Source organism: Photorhabdus laumondii subsp. laumondii, from assembly GCF_003343245.1.
GTDB lineage: Bacteria > Pseudomonadota > Gammaproteobacteria > Enterobacterales > Enterobacteriaceae > Photorhabdus > Photorhabdus laumondii.
The window spans coordinates 1,119,846-1,136,527 of sequence record NZ_CP024901.1; the positions used below are offsets into that span (position 1 = coordinate 1,119,846).

At 42.8% G+C, this 16,682-nt stretch carries 5 protein-coding genes; 1 reads left to right on the plus strand and 4 read right to left on the minus strand.

Annotated features, from left to right (window positions below; translation table 11 throughout):
* Window positions 1-22: 22 nt before the first annotated feature.
* Entirely contained in the window at window positions 23-7,159 is a 7,137-nt protein-coding gene (locus PluTT01m_RS04985; RefSeq protein ID WP_011145328.1) for a Tc toxin subunit A-related protein, read from the minus strand.
* A gap of 613 nt (window positions 7,160-7,772) precedes the next feature.
* On the opposite strand from PluTT01m_RS04985, the gene PluTT01m_RS04990 reads away from it, so the two are divergent.
* Window positions 7,773-8,684, plus strand: a complete 912-nt coding sequence (locus PluTT01m_RS04990; RefSeq protein ID WP_011145329.1) for a LysR family transcriptional regulator — start codon at window positions 7,773-7,775, stop codon at window positions 8,682-8,684.
* A 109-nt stretch (window positions 8,685-8,793) separates the two neighbouring features.
* On the opposite strand, the gene PluTT01m_RS04995 is transcribed toward PluTT01m_RS04990, so the two are convergent.
* From PluTT01m_RS04995 to PluTT01m_RS05005, 3 genes are all read right to left on the minus strand, one after another.
* A complete protein-coding gene (locus PluTT01m_RS04995; RefSeq protein WP_011145330.1) occupies window positions 8,794-11,706 on the minus strand; it encodes an RHS repeat protein in 2,913 nt (970 codons plus the stop codon).
* A gap of 148 nt (window positions 11,707-11,854) precedes the next feature.
* Window positions 11,855-12,175, minus strand: a complete 321-nt coding sequence (locus PluTT01m_RS05000) for a phage holin family protein (RefSeq protein WP_011145331.1) — start codon at window positions 12,173-12,175, stop codon at window positions 11,855-11,857.
* 52 nt (window positions 12,176-12,227) lie between these two features.
* Window positions 12,228-16,655 carry a SpvB/TcaC N-terminal domain-containing protein gene (locus PluTT01m_RS05005; protein ID WP_011145332.1) on the minus strand — a complete coding sequence of 1,476 codons (4,428 nt, stop codon included), beginning with the start codon at window positions 16,653-16,655 and terminating at the stop codon, window positions 12,228-12,230.
* Window positions 16,656-16,682 lie beyond the last annotated feature (27 nt).

The following is a 16,682-nucleotide window of genomic DNA, read 5'->3' on the forward strand; positions in this document are numbered from 1 at the left end:
TAGGGCCTGTGGCAGGTGATGGTTATTCGAGGATAGTGTAACGAATGTGCAGAATAATGTCGGTCAGCATCTGTAATATGGTTTTTTGTTTACTGGTGGCATTGGGGAAACTTAGCGTTAATGTCCCCTTGTCATTAATATCGATTCCTTCAAACGGCAGGAATTTGCCATCGTTGAAATCGAGTTGGAATTGACCATTGTCATTCAGGCCGTGGGAGACCGCCAAGGCTTTACAACCTTTAGCTAAGCCGGTGGCGTCACCACCATAAGACAGAACCGCTTGAACATCTTGATAGGGTCCCAATAGTGACGGTAAGGAGACACTAATTTGTTTAATGCGGCGTGTTTTGCCTAACTGCATCTCTTCCGGGTAATCATCTTTGAGTTTCAGGTCTTGCAGGGTTAGCGTCGCGGATAGCGTATTGTTGGTTAATTTCAATTGATTACCGTTATTACCGACGGAAGTCTCTTTATCTTCTTGTAGCAACGCTTCAATTTTATCTTTCAATGTAAAGCTTTTTCCCTCTAAGGATTGGTACACCTGCGCCAGAGAAACCGTGCGTTCCACTTCCAGCGCACGTTGTTCTTGTTTCAGGTGCGCATCTTCCATTTGGGCCAGATTCAACATTAAGGTTTCTCCGGCAAGCAGACCGGCATAGGTTCCTTGCCAGGCTCCCGGTTTAATAAAGCGTGCAGAGGTATCATTGGTTTCCCAACGGTAAGCTTGTTCTGCCATCAGACAACGGGCGACGACTAAATCGTAAAATTGGAAGTAAATGGCAGCTAACCGACCACGTAACCAGTTGTACAGCGCTTGATTGCTGAATTTTCGTTGCAGGAAAGCCAGTTGAGCTTGAGTTTGTTCCTGTTGGGTTTTCAGGCTGGTTTTTTGTAATACCGCCGCTTCACGGCGCACTGTTAGTGATTGAAGTTGAGCATCGATCTGTTTCATCTCTGCTTCGGCATTATTACGCTGGATTTCCCACTCCTGACGACGACGGCGCCATATTTCAGATTGCGAGACTTTCTCCGCTTCAATTAACAAACCTTCTGCGGCGATCCCGCCACCAATAGCAATGGCATTGGCAATTGCCCCAAAGCGTGTTCCCCCGACCGCAAAGCCGTAGATATTGGGTACCATCTCCAGCGCGGCGGCAGCCATGTGCAAGCCTTTCAATCCGCTGGTAATACTTTGGGAAGCTATTCGCATATCCAGAGCTTGACGTTCACCGGCATTGACATCTTCATCGTATAATTTGCTGTAGTTATCAAAGCGCGATTGTGCCCCGGCTTTGGATTTTTCCAGTACGGTTTTTTCAGCATCTATTTCTTCAATGGTTTTGTCCTGAATGCTTAGCGTCGTTAATATCAGCTCTTTGGCTTGATTTTGCAGCAGAGCATTTAGGGCCTCAGCATCTTGGCGTTCAATAATATTTTGCAACGTGGAGCCGAACTGTGTGAGTTGAGCGACCATGCTGCGGGCATTTTCTAACATATGCGGGAAGTGCCACAGGGACATAAATGGTTGTGGAAGAGAGCCTCCTCCCTGAGACGTAGCAACGGCGGCGCTGAGTAACGCTTTCGGATCGGCCGGTGTGGCATACATCGGCAGATAGAGCGGTTGACCATCAATAGAGAGATTATGACGCAAGTTATACAGGCGCAGTTCCAGTTTGTTCCAGTAGCTCAACATAACGTCGTTGATTTGTGGCAGGAAAAGATCGGTCAGGGTATTAGCGGAGCGCAATAATAATGCTGGTGTTTGCGTGCCTTGTCGTAGGGTGGTTATTGCGTAGGAATATGCTTTTTGTATGGTCGTGTCTGCGGCATTGTCCAGACGTGGATTATTCCATGCAGAACTCAACGGCAGATAGGGTTTATCGCCCAACAGGTGCAGTGCCTGCATATACCACATTTTGGCTTCGTTCAGCGTATCCCGCTCCAGTTGGCGATAGGCGTGATCGCCACGAGCCATCAGCAGATCGAGAGTGCGCATAAAGGTGGCTACTTTGTAGTGCATTGGATCGTGCTGTGCCACCGCATCGGGATCAACGGAATCCAGAGGATCACTGTTCCAACTGGTATTTTCTAGGAACGGGCGTACATTCCAGCGATAGTTTTTAATTTGACCACGAACAATATAACCGGATGGGCTCCAGACATATTTCAGCCAACGGTTAGTTTCATCGAAATTTTGTTCGTGTAGCAAACGCTGAGCAACCAGCATCGGGGTATAGTAGAACAGTTCCCAGAAATAGAGGCTGTTAGCGCCGCTGAAATCCATTGGTTCCGAGAAAGTTTGTATTACTCTGGCTGATGCAAGCCCTGGGAAGGTCCCATTATTATAGGTAGTGTCGAATGTAGCGGGTTTATTATTATCCTCTTTAACGAATCGAATGAAATGTGTTTCTGCTTTTTGATAGGCAGCGTAAACATAGAGATTGTTTTTATTCCCATAAGCGTTATCAACACGAGGTAAGAATAATTTTACTGTCGTTTGTGTAATATCGCTTAATGTTCCCTGATAAATAGGAAAATGATCACCTGCTTTAAAAATATCACCATACATAATCTTAAATGATTTATTAGTGCCGTGGATATCAGTATTATATTTATCCATAACGATTTCTATATAAGCCCCTATCCCCATCATCGGTTCCTGAATATTCTGTGTTTCCATACTTAGAATCGTATCAATACCCGTAGTGGCGCGTTCAACTAATTGGCGAGCAAATAGGGTATTAAGACGAACGCGATAGGCTCCCCATTGCATATATTGAGCGCCATTCTTGTCATGAAAAAGCGTTAGAGCATTATCGGTTTTAACCTTTTGAATAACAGGGATATTGAAAATTTCATAACCCAGTTTGCGTCCATCATCTGCCAGTGCGATAAAGGTGACATCAATACTGGCTGAATTGTTAGTAAAATTCAGACTAGAGCCATCTATTTCGAGAGCATTAAATTGGTAACACATTTCTTCAAAGCTAGGTGATGGTTGAACGGAGACATCTTTATTCGCTGTAAGAGAGTATTCTTTGCCAGCGTTGATTATGATTTGAACCTTTTCAGAAGAGATTCCCGTGTTGATATCTGTTGCTCCACTAATATCGGTGGCAATCTGGCCTTCTTTATCTTCCATATAGAAATATGCTTTAAATAGATCTATATTATTAATCGTATCGATAATACAATCTTGGTTACTACTTGTAGTCGCGGTTATTTCTTCTTTAGTTGTTGGGAACCAAGCCCTTATAGTACCAGTTGTGTTGCTCCTATAAAACAGCAAACATCCTTTGTCATTATTGCGGTATTGATAAACAGGATAGATAAGTTTTTCATTTTTAGAGTGATTTGGGTTTTTATTTATATTTGTATAAATAATAAATTTATCTCCCAGTTTGCCATATTTCTTCATTAGATCACATTGAATACGTTCTCGTCCTTCTTTTCCCTCATGAATTATTCTTAATTTCGGTGAAATCTTGATTTTTAAATCACTTGATGCAACTTCATAGTTGATAACTATATTACCGCCATATACTTGGCTCAGATTATATTCCCCCCAATCATGGCTGTTGCTATGATTGATCAATGAAGGGATTTCATAATCCTCTGCATATCGGTTATTTATTCTTATGACGCTATTAGTATCAGAATTAGTATCGAAATGTGTATAACCGTTATCTCGATAAGAGTTGCATTGCTCATTGGTCATCTCTTTGGAGGACATATCGGAGAAAATATAAAATCCTTGCATTGGAGCAGTTTTATAATCGTCCAATTTCTCTTTTTTTCTATAAAACATGACCAGTAGTGTATCTTCCCCTTGATAACCTGCGCAATAGAGTCCGGGAGCTTGAGATTTTGCCAGTTCTAATGCTGATATTTTGCTATTCACATCAAAGGCTATTGGTGTATTCCAGGTACCATCATAACGAATATGAGCCAATTTTAATTCATAGTAATAGTCAGTAATGACTTTATTATCTTTATCTTGTTTAGCTATTTCCTTTTGTTCCAACCAAATCAGATATAAGCGGGATTTATAGATAACTGGGCGAATGGTGCTTTGGTAGGGATTAATTGCGCAGTCAATTTTGTGCCATTCACTCCAGGCATTAGCAGCGAATTTACCATCGTTGAATTTACTGTGATCGACACTGCGCCAGTAATATTGATTAATTTCTGTTTTGCTGTGTCCAATAAAGTAGGTCAGCCCTTGGTCATTATTAACATTGTCATGATAAGCACTAATGACTTCCAAATTAGCGACTTGCTCAAACGAGGTCAGGTAAGATTTAAATGCATCTTCTACCGTATCGGCATTTAATTGGCTCTGGCTGACGGATTGCAATAGCGTATCCATCATTTTCGTTTGTCCGATACGCATTGTCGGGTCGATATAATTTTCGGGATAGTAAGCTAATTGTGAAACGCCAGCCCAAGTGCTGTAACGTTTATTATATTTATCCCAATCGATAAAAAATTGACGAGTAATAACATCAGAAATGGCATGGGTTTCTATATTTTCCAGCGCCCGGTTGACGTACAATTGAATACTGGCAATGGCTTCGGCAATGCGTGTAGTTTTTATTGCAGCAGAAACTTGGTTATCAATGAGTAAATATTGGTATAAATCGTCACGGCTTTTAATTGCTGCTGCCCGGTTAGCAATCTTGCTAATATAATAGTTGCTTAATGCAGTACTGCGAGATTCGTCCAGAAATGCGTGTAGAGTATTCATTTGTTGAGTATCTAACCCGGCAGTTAATACCATAGCTGCGTTTTCCCATTGGGAATAGGTCGGTGTTTTTTGAGACGGTTGTATATAATCCAATGCTATCAGGGATGAAATACCCTGCGGGGAGATATTAAAATCATTTGCTACATTGGTCCATTGCAGAATAATATCGATGGATTGCCAATTGGAGAATGTATTTTCTTTAGTAACCTGCTTATAATTTTGCGCCTGAATACTGGCTTGTTCTAATAAATTAGCATCAAGGTTCATGGCATTAGCCAGTTGTTCTGCGGTTAAAATTTTATTTTCAAAAGCGGTTAGAATAGGAGAGGCTTTTTCACCTAGTGTGTTAACCCAATTAGCAAAGCGGGTTAGGATGATTAATGTTGGTGCATTATGGGCTGGTGTCGCTTTATCAGGTTCATCAGAAATGCCAAAAATGGTTGGTTGTTCTATGAACAGGCGGAAAGCGTTTTCATTAATACCGGAAGAACGATAAATCATTGTTAATTGTGCCAGACAGTGACAGTACTGAATAATTTGTTCCTGCATTTCTGGCGGTTTTGATAATTCTAAAATTCCCCTATTTTGTAACCAGTCCCAGAATTTTTCTGTTGTTATTTTCTTTTCGCTTGGTTTTATTTTATCAGCCCAGAGAAGAATAGAATGTGCGACATTTTCAGACGGTAATTGTAGCGTTGCGGCAATATAAGGCGATATGGTAGTCAAAAGATCTTTTTTATTTTCATCAAAGTTTTGTAAACCATTGTAGACCGTATTGAGTAAGTTTTGAATTTCAGGCGTTAGCGTTTTGTCATAGTTGGTGGTGGTCATCAAAAATAACTGATAGACACTCCACTTTTGTGTACGCAGCCAATTGCTTAGGCTATCGAGTCTGTTTATGAGTTTCTCCAGTTCTTTATCATCAATGGTATATAAATCTCTCTTATCTTCACCGATAGTCATCAGGAGTAAATACAGTTCATCAATCGTTAATTGGTGAATATCTGCCAGTAGTTTAGTCATATAGAGATTGGAAAGATTTTTTATATTATTAGCAATTTTACCATCTTTATTTTCATGATTAGCAATATGGAGCAATCGATAAAGAGAAATATCATCGACATTAAAAGCACGTTTAAGTACTGTTTTGTGCCAGTTATCGGTATCGGTACTGTTCAGATTTAAGTCAATATTGGTGTCTTCGGTAACGAAACATTGCCCGTTGAGTGGTGGGGTATTAAATAGGCGATCAAATTGGCTAGGTTGATTACGATAGGAATATTGTGAAATGGAATTATTACATAGTATTAAGGCAGTTTCAGTATCAATGTTGTATTTCTGCATATAGTATTTAACTAGAAAGATTTTTCCTAATACCGATGGATTAATACTCTGTTCTGGAATGATTTCATCTAATTTTACAAATGGCAGGTTTACAGATCGTGATAATAAAATAATTTTATTGATTTTTAATAAATGTATTTTCTGAGTATTTAGTTCATTGTTTGGATATTTTCGAATAAATTGGCTGAGCTCTTCATCACTAAGATTATAATAACTTTTCAGATATTCTGGCATTGCCAGCCAGGTAGGATCAATATCGCCAAAATTCTTTTTGTAAACATCCTCTGCATTAGCCTCGGTAATTTCTTCGGTCAGAATATTAAATAACTCTGGCGAGATAGAGTTATTAATTCCTAACAATGAAGCTTGATGCATTAATCCAGCAACCGCCGGTGATTGCTGAAATTGCTTAAGTTGAGGATCTTGTAATTGGATAGCTTTACGCACATTTTCATAAGCATCGTGATAAGGTATTGTGCCGGAAGGACGGAAAGTGGATAACATTGCCATCACTTTAGTATCGTTGTCCAGATTAGGCTGATTAGCTTTAACTCCTTCCAACAAAATTTCATTAGACAGAGAAAGAGTGGAAAGCTCGGTATCCATATTTTGCTGATTGAGCGTCATTGATTGGAGGTCTGGGCGGCGTTGATCCAGATGATAAACGGAGTCACTGGCATGTAAATTACGTGCTTCACGATAGAGTTCAGTTAAATAAGCCGCGGGGGAGAACATAGAGGAAACCGAACCCGGTGCCACATATTGGCTGGCTCGGCCACCAAATTCATTATTATAGCCTTGCAATTCAGCATGAGGGAGGGTAATTCCGAGGTGTACTGCATTTTGCAATTGTGGGTTAGCGCGTTTGAGAATACTTGCTTCATATAATTGATTCTCTTTTTGTTCCTGTTGTGCATCACGATATAAGCGGTTGGTCTCTGACCAGGAGAGATGATCAGAAACTTGCTGACGGAATTCATTAAAAGAATAGTGACAAATATCGGTCAGACAATTAATACCACATTGGCTTTGTAATACATCAGGTATCTCTTTCACGTATGAGTTCATGTTTATTCCTTTTAAATCATAAGGTAAATAAAACATCCGTGTGATTTCTGTACCATCGATACAAATCGATACAATAAGAGAAGAGAGTGATTCCGTTCTATAGGAAATGAGGATCATCACTATGTCACTGTTTTCTTTAAATAGCTGTTGCAAAAAAAGCAGCCGCAAAATTTGCAATTGTTTTTTGATCAAATCTGGAGGGAATAAGCTGTTATTGTTTACATCATGATTGATGAGCAATGAAAGAATAATGAAATTCAGTTATGATGAGTGTAAATTATATAGTTTATTTAATGTTATATTGAAATTCATTTAATGGGAATATTGCCGATAATTTTGCAACTAATTGAAATGTAAAATATGAATGATAATGAGATATTTATGTGCAATAACAGAATATTAATTTTAATTAAAATAATTATGCTAATATAGTGGTAAGTTATATTTATTTTATAATCATTATGCAAGTGTTAAATAAATTTTCATAATTTAGGTGGTGAAATCCAATATCAATTAATGCATCTCCTAATGTAAAAGAATGCAAAGTAGAAACATCGTTGTCATGTTCTATGGTTAATATTCTATTTCTGGAATAAAAACAAGAGGGTGTGTGATGATATTTTGTTCAAAGCAACTAAAGTATTTTATGGAATCAGCGAAGAAAGAGTCATTCACGTTAGCAGCGGATACACTTTGTATTACCCCCTCTCCACTTAGCAGGCTCGTATATCAACTGGAACAACGTGTGGGGTGCCAATTATTCGAGCGACTACCGGGAAAAACCAAGCTCACAGAAGAGGGCAGGGCGTTATATCAAGAGTTGTTGCCATGTTATGAAAGAATTCAGAAAGTTGAGGATAACTGGAATTGTCGTAGAAATTGCAAATCATCAAGCAGAGATAAACTGGTTATTGGCACCAGTGGAGAATATGTTAATAAGATATCTACGGTCGTAAAAAGAGCGGTGCAACGTTATCATTACCGCGATATTTGTATAATCAACAATTTCCTCATTGATGATTTAATAAGACAAGATGCAGTATTTTCTTCCTTAATGAAAGAGGATATAACGGTTTATGTGACCACTGAATGTTATCCAGATAATGATGATATCATCAGGATAGATGGTGCTTATCAAAAGTTGTCTCTTGCTGTATCCAATGATATTTTAGAACCAGAGAGTCATGTTGATGAAATAATATATAGTTTTCCTTTGGTTCAGCATAATAGTGCCTTTTTAAAACAATGCGATAATTTTATGCCATTGAATTATCCACCTGAATACCAAAATTTAGCGTTATTAACGATCCCTGATTTTACTAATAGATTGGAACTGATAAAAGCAGGGGTCGCGATAAGTTTAATGACCCCCAATGAAATGCGCTATTCTGCCCATATTGATAAAGGTATAACATTTCTGAATTTTGAATCATATCCAGAACCATCGGTAAGATATTGTGCTTATGCTCTCAGAAATAAATATAAAGAACCATTAAATTCATTAATTTCTGATTTGATATTTTAGGATGAGAGATAAGGTATTGTTATTTTAATGGGTTAGATATTGTTTTAATTATTTTATATTAAAAGTCATCAAGCCATGAGATAAATATTTCCTCATGGCTTGTCCCTAATTATTTCTGGATAAAGTTTATTGTACTGTCGTATTTTTTTCTATAGGCGTGACGAATTTCAGAGAAAGTTATTGCTTCGGCATATTCATTCGGACCTTCTTTCCTTCTTTTTCCTGTTTTCCAGGGTTGTTCTGATTTTAATTGCTCGATAGTCAATTTTTCCCCGTTATATCCAGCCATAACAAATCTGAAATCAGGTGATGCTAGTTGTTTTATAAACCAATCCATACCTAATTTACTTGTTTGTCTAAAGAATGCCGTTGCAATAGTATTTTTTAGCCATGATTGGTCTGCTGCTGATAAGGTGCTTTCAAGTTCTCCTGTATTTCCTGCGGAAGCAAATTTCGTTAATATATCTCTCTGCCTTTGAATAGTGAAATCGCTACCATCACTATTTTTTAAAATAAATGCATCTAATTTTTGGAATCGTTTTTGGCCGGATAACCCACTGAAAAGACTTTTTGAGGGGAGAAGATTTTTTACTTTACTTTGAATATCTAATTTTCCTTTATTTTCTACCATATGAAAACTCCATGACGCAGTGTAAGCATATTGTTGTTCATAGGCTTCCTGTTTGATTTTATCAGTAGCTGAACTTTCCTCTATACCCATTGCTACCAGATATTTACTTGAGTTAGTTCTTATATTTTCCTCATTCAATTTAGGTGGACTGTCTTCTTTAAGATTTTGAGAAATTCTAAAATAATCAGACAGACTTAATTCACCCATGATACCAAGCCCAGCATTATATTCATCGATGGTAACAGGATTCTTATTAGCCGCGAATGCCTTCCCCATTTCTGATCCGCGGTGATGACTGAAACCATATATCACCGTGTGTTCGACATCTTTAATTTCAGGGGCTCTACCATCAGTATCATGATATTTAATTGGATTATTCCTCACCATTCGATATAAATTCAGCCCATCGATTGTTCCTGCGGGATCGGCGCTTAACCATCGTCCTACCCAAGGCTGATAATATCGGTAACCGTAATAATATAGCCCGGTGGCATCCCGCTCTTTGCCTGAATAACGGATGGTTTTATAACTGGCTTCTGTTTTGTTCCTTGCCGCCCATAATGCCGTGCCACCATAGGGATAGTACTCTTCTTCACTAATAATTTCTCCTTTGCTATCTAATTCAAGCTGACTGGAACCGATAAGATTATCGTAACTATAACGCAACTGATTATTGTCGATATCTTCCGGTTTACCGCTCTCCCAATGTAATACGCGTACCTGTGCCCGGCCCGCTTCTCCTACGGTGATAACTTGCAAATCTTCGGTTGTGGTCGTATTGTCTTGCGTTAGACGGAGTTCCAGACTCGGCAAATAAGTTATTCGTTGTATTTGAGCGTTGTTGCTGGTCCGTTGTTCGTTGACTTTTAATATCCTTCTCCCGTCACCACTATAACGATACCATTCCCGATCATCATTGGCGCTCTTGTCCCGTTTCACCAATGTCACTTGTTGTAGTTCACCGCGTGGATTCCAGTTCAGGTTTTGTCCTGCTATCAACGTGTTCTGGTGCCCGCCTGCGTCAAATAAAGCATCTACTTGTGTCGGATCTTCGGTCAGTGTGCTGAGTACTGCGCGATTGCTCTGGTGAGAAACCGTGATGTTTGTGGTGTAGTTGTTTTGCGTCGCCGGTGAACTGTGCTGGATTTTAGTCAGATTGCCGCCTCGGTCATAAGTATAAGTACGGGTATAGTTGGTGTAGGTGTTGTTATCAGAAGGTAGAGCCGGGGAGGGAAATGGGTGACTTTGTTGACCTATATTCGCCATCTCGCGCCCGGTGGCGCTGATAAGCTGATACAGGGAGTCGTAGATATAAGTACTTTCCGGCACCACTTTTTGGTTGTGCCAAAAGCGGGTGGCTTCCGCATCGTTACGGATACTGATGACATTGCCTACCGGGTCATACTCATAGCGTAAGTCTTGCAACACTTTGGTGTCTGACGGATTGGTGTCTAACGAACGGCGGGTTTTGATACCGATAAGCCGTTGGGTTTCCTGCTCATAACTGTATTCGGTGATAACACCATTGCCGTGTTCCTCGCGTAATTTTTGTCCGGCAGCAGAATAGGTCAGGGATTTGATAATTACTTGTTCCGTCTGACCTTTTAGTGTTAACCCGCTCCCGTTTAGCTGCCCGGCCACATCATAGGCTAGCCTCTGAATGTTGCCTTTCGCATCGGTCTGAGTCAGTAAAGCGCCGGTGGCATCGAAGGTGCTCAGGATGGTGTAGATGTCAGCAGCCAGCATGTTTTGCCAGCCGGTTTCGTTATCACCTGTCCAGTTAGCTGCTTGAGTGTCGAGCAAGAGTTGGCTGGATTGCGATAAAACAGTACCGGTCAGTGACGAACTCTCCAATCGGGTAACTCCCGCCGTGTCATAGTGGCGCACGCACTGGCCGGCAAGGTTATGGTCTTTCTCTGCTTCGGTATTGCCGGCCCAAATCAGGCGCTCGGTGGTACGGGATGTTTTTTCCTCTGGTGTTTGTTCGGTAACAGATAACAGACGGCCGGGCAGGGAAGAAGTTTCATATTGCCGGGTTTGTATGACACCTGTTGCCGTCACCGTCAGCAGCGGACGGCCTTCAATATCATTCAAGGTGACAGTGCGACCTGCATCAATGCTCTCTGTACGTAGGGGATTGCCGGTCAGATCATACTGCCAGAGAAAATTGGGTTTGATCGTACTACTGGTTTTCTTGGCCTCATATAGGCGTGGATCGATGCTTTGACTTAGGTGTCCGTGAGTATTGTATTGATGGCAGGTAATACGGGTATCGGTATCACCGTTTGCAGTGGTACGGTGAAAATCGATGTTACGGATTGTCAGACCCCGGTTGTCTTGGACATTGACGACGGGAGTCTTTTGATAAAGTTTGGGATCAATGTTTTTCATGAGTTACCTCGTTGTTGGGTTGTTGTGTGTAATCCTTTCTGCAATCGCAATTGTTGTCTGTATGTTAGTTTTCTTACGATAGTCGATAGTGTAGTCGATAATTTTGCAGGTTAACTAGAGACTGATGGTTTATTGTGGCAGTGGGGCCTTATTGCTTCCTTCCATGATCATGATGATACGTAATGAGGCGGCGCCAGAGCCAGTTCAGTCCGGTACTTCCTGTTGTGCCGAATAAACCTGCAATTGCAAAAGTCATATAGATACTGCCGCCACTTTCAAAACTCAGCAATCCTCCTAGTACACCGGTAAAGCAGGAGATGATGAGTTGACAGAATACGTTGATCCAACTCCATTTATATTGTTTGTTTTGCATATCAATGAGGTACCTTACGAGGCCGCCCCAGGCCGCAATAAAACCAATGATCAACCAGATGATAAGTTGAGTATCTGACGGTATTATGAGCAACACCTTTCACCTCCATCTCTGTTTCCCGCCTGTTAGGCAGGCGGGATTGATCAAGTTACATATTCACCTCATTCACCTCAGCAGCCGTGTCATTTTCATCCTCATTGACAGTAAACCAAGGAGTGAACAAGGTTCGGCGTAACCAACCTTTTGCGGTGATAACCTTGATTTCTCGACCAACGGGATCATAGACATGGGTATCTGCATAAGCTTCTTTTTCCTGCCGGGCACTGTCATTGCTAACGTATCGCCAGTCATTGAGGAAATAGGGCTGATAGGTGCGTATCGGCTGTCCCTTATTGTCATATTCCGTTCGTCCAGTCACTGCCCAACGATTCTCAGTATGCTTGACACTTATCATCAGAGAACCCTCTTTATTGCGTTGCCAAGCCATACCTGCTTCATGTCGGGCAGCGGCTTGCAGTAAGCGACCAAAGCCATCACTGAATACTACCTGTTGACGGATCTGTTGCTCAGGATCGTGATCATAACGATCCGTAGTCAATGTGAGGCTGTGAGGGGGTAAATGGGGGCCGTTGTTTAACAGGCTAGTGAGTTGAGGGGTTGCCTTTTGACTTTGTGACCAGTGGCGATAGGCCAGTGTACATATGCGCCCGTCTTCGGTGATGATTCGGGTATTGTATAACTTTTGCCGATCTTGCTCTGCCAGCCTATTGAGGGCTTTCTGACTTAATACTGGCATCCAGCTTTCTGGTGCGTAAACTTGACACTGTGCTACAGGGAGCGGTTTTTTTAACTCAATAGCGGAGTTCACATCGGACGGTGGAGAAAACGGTGCTTTTTCCGGTGAAGAGTAACCGGTCATCTTGCCGTTTTCAGTTCCCCAAAAGCGCAGTGTGATTGGCCGGCCCAGTGCATCCAGCATGATAAGGTGCTGATTGTCATTGATATCTGTGAGTTGCACAGGGGTCAGAAAACGCCAGTCATATTTGGCTGAGGTTGTCAGCCCAGCAGCATCTCGGGTTTGTGTGACAACGCAATAGGTTGCATCCCAAGTGAGTGTAATTTTGCCCGTGAGTTGGGTGTTGCTCTGTTTTTGCGGGCGCCAGAACTGTGCGGCTGTACCGTAATCGGTATAACCATGATGAGCTACCCAGATTTTATCTTCTCCGGTGCGAGGAAATAGATAATTTGTTTGTTGGTATCCGGCTTGTTCCAGCGTCGTTGACAATTGAGCAGATGGGATGCTCCCATCAAACGCTGATAGTGTGGATTGACTAAATACCGTTGTCTCGGTAAAGGCAACTAGCGCTTGTCGCGTTGGCGTTTGCAATGGCGCTGCATTTTTCCCATTGGTATAAATGGTTTTTTTCTGGCCGAGATATTCACGCGGTTTATTATCCGCAATCAGGCTATCTTTAATACTCAGTAGTTCCAGATTTAAACCACCAGCAGGTACATTTTTAGCTTCATAAGTGAAGATATCACTGCGGGTACTATCCGGTAATCCTAACACCCGAACGGTATTGTCAGTCAGATGATGCCAACTGGATTGTTGATAGGTGAGCCGTAATTGGCGTTGCTGTTCATCATAGCTGTTGGCTAACAATTCATCAGGCAGCGTATCAGGATACGGACTGATTGCTGGTTGCTTTCGGCGTGGATACTGTACCGAAACCTGTTTTAGCGGTTGGCCAAATAGATCACTGGATAGCGTAATATCTTGGCTGCATTGTGGGTCGCTGGCGATACGCTCGTAATGATAGCTGCGGCTTTCAACTACAGATGACCAAAGTACCGGGTATTGGTTATCTGCCTGCTGTAATCGACGTACCTGTGGACGAAATTCAGTGACAGTATAGGGAACGTGTTTATTTGTACTGTCGTCCAATCCGTACAGCTCACTACGTAGCAGTTGACCTTTCAGTGCCCGGTTTAGCCAATACTGGCTGTTATCATCTTCCGGTGTTAACAGAATATCTTTGCCATCTTGCCAAGTCGTAAAGCGTGGTGAAAAACCGGCAAAAGCCTGATTATCACCACGCCAATACTCTGTTGATAATGTGTTATCTATTACCGGTAGCCCGGTGGCATACCAGTTTTTGGTCATCGCGGGTGGGGTGCGTTCTGACGCGTTGCCTTGGGCCAGTTGATGGCTGTCTGTCTGCTCAACATAACCAAATCCGCGAAATTCCCGTTCACGCCCATCCCAAGCGCCACGAGCATAACGCAGTGTTGTGACTAATTTGTTGCCGCTGATTTCATCCGCTGTTTCCGTTTGCCATAGGGTGTGTACCGGGAAGGGGAGATAACAAACCGGTGTTTGTCCGGCAACCAGTGCCGCGGCTTTTTCATCCAGCCAGAACTGGGAGGAACTGCGGTAACGCAAGGTGTGGTGGGCTCCCATATTGTTGTTCATTTCGCTGAGTAACCACGGTTTTGCGCTGGTTAGATCACAACGCCAGTGATGGGGGGTCATATGTGGCACGCTCAGTATCAGGCTGGCGACACCTAACCCTTGTATATCGGCCACTTGTAACTGACAGGTATGGTCAAAACGCAAGCCTTCTGGGAAGCGCAATGTCATCGGTGCGGCAAAACCGTTGCCACTTTTATTCAGGAAGATGTCCAGACGGTTGGTGTGAACATAAATCAGATCCGTTGGGCCGCTGCCATCCAGATCGGCCAGATAAACTTGAGCCGGGTTAAATATAGCCTCTGGCTGGCTGAATCCCGGCAGGGTAATGGGTTGACCAAAACGTCCATGCCCCAGATTAGGCCAGCAGGTGACTTTAGTTGCGCTCACTTCAACCAGATGTGCCTGACCGGAACCCAATACATCACTAAACGCCACCAGCTTACGCGGATCGGCACCCGGTACTGGCAGCGTGACATCACCGGATTGCACCACATCTTTTCCTTTGGCGAAGCCGTCACGAGTATTGGCATATAAACGCACACTATTAGGGCCGATCAGCACTAAATCAGAGAGCCCGGCTCCCATTAAATCGGCGAGTTGCGCACGTGGATGAGTATATTCCACCGGCAGAGCATTGAGTGGGGTAAAACGTGTCCAACTGCCATCTGGACGTTGACTATGATATCCCCGTAATCCCGGTCCGGTGATAACCCAATCAAGTTGGCCGTCTCCGTTGATATCCACCAGCGAGGCGTTGCTTTGCAAGGAAGGGATAACAGACAAAGGCTGTATTTTTTCCCAAGTGACGGTATCTGAGCCAATTTCACCCAGACGCTGTGCGGAACGGTACCACCAAGCGTTTTTATCCTGATATAGCAGGCCGGGTAATCCTTCGCCTTTTAGATCGACTAGCTGCCAGCGCTGAATGGCATTGAAGTTTGCCAGCACATCCATCGGTTGCCAGTCAGTGTTATGTTGCGGTGAAAAATCTTGATACGCCAATTCTAATGGTGGCAGGGTGACGGCAGTACCGTCTTGCTCATGTCCTACTCGACGAACGAATACCAGCGTGCTGGCGATTGCGCTTTCGTCATAATTGAGTATCAGGCGTGAAACCAGCGTTGGTCCGTTGTGTTCTTTTATCTTATTATCCAGCGCTTGCAGGCAGTGATACATCAGTATCTGACGGCATAAACGGCGAGTACGTAATGCAAAGCCATATTCATAACGGGAAAAACGGTCCTGACGACAAAGCCAGTTACCCGTTGCTGTAAATGCTGGTGGCATTTTCAGGTTGTTACTGCGTTCGCCGTAATCAAATACCAGGTAGAACAACCAGTCTGCTTGTGATGGGGCGCGACCATTCAGACCGGGTAACGTTTCGCTGGCTGTCCGGTTGCCGTAATACACTATATGTAAATAACGTTGTGCTGTGGCCTGTGGATGGAGCGTAATTTCATTAGTTTCACAATCTAAGTTATCTTCGGCCCGGTACTGATAATAAATTTGCTCACCATGTGGTGATACAGAAGCTTCCAGCAACCATTGTGCTGTTTGTGTCGTTTGGGATGGGTTGCTGATCCGTGCTTGCGGTGATTTACCCAATAAATGTACCTGCCCATCTGGGCTATATATCAGCCAAAAATCTGTTTTGCCTGTTGTCTTGGGCTGCCAATATTCCAATCGGCTGAAATGACTTTCCAGACGGGAACGGTATCCGGTAACGGTGAAGGTAGCGCCTAGGTTGATACCCTGTAATGTCGATTCATCACGCGGTTGATCCGCGACTACCAGTACTTCGCCTTCCGGCCCAAGGAAAGTATCGGTTTCGTTATAATGGGGGACACCAAAATGGGTGCGGCGGCGGATGGTCATAACGTTGCAATCCCAACCCAGACCAAATGGAGTGTTACCGGCACCGCTGTTGTAGTTTAAGGCGAGTGACGGGGCATAACCGCGCCCGGCAGAAATAGGTAATGGTAGAGATAGCGCGGCCATACCATCCGGTCCGGCGGGGGTTAACGCTTCCCCCATTCCCGTGATAGCGCCTCCTCCTTTGGGCAATGATAGTTCTGTAATACTAAAATCTTGTGAATTTTGCATGAAAGACTCCTTGCAGGCCCCATTTAG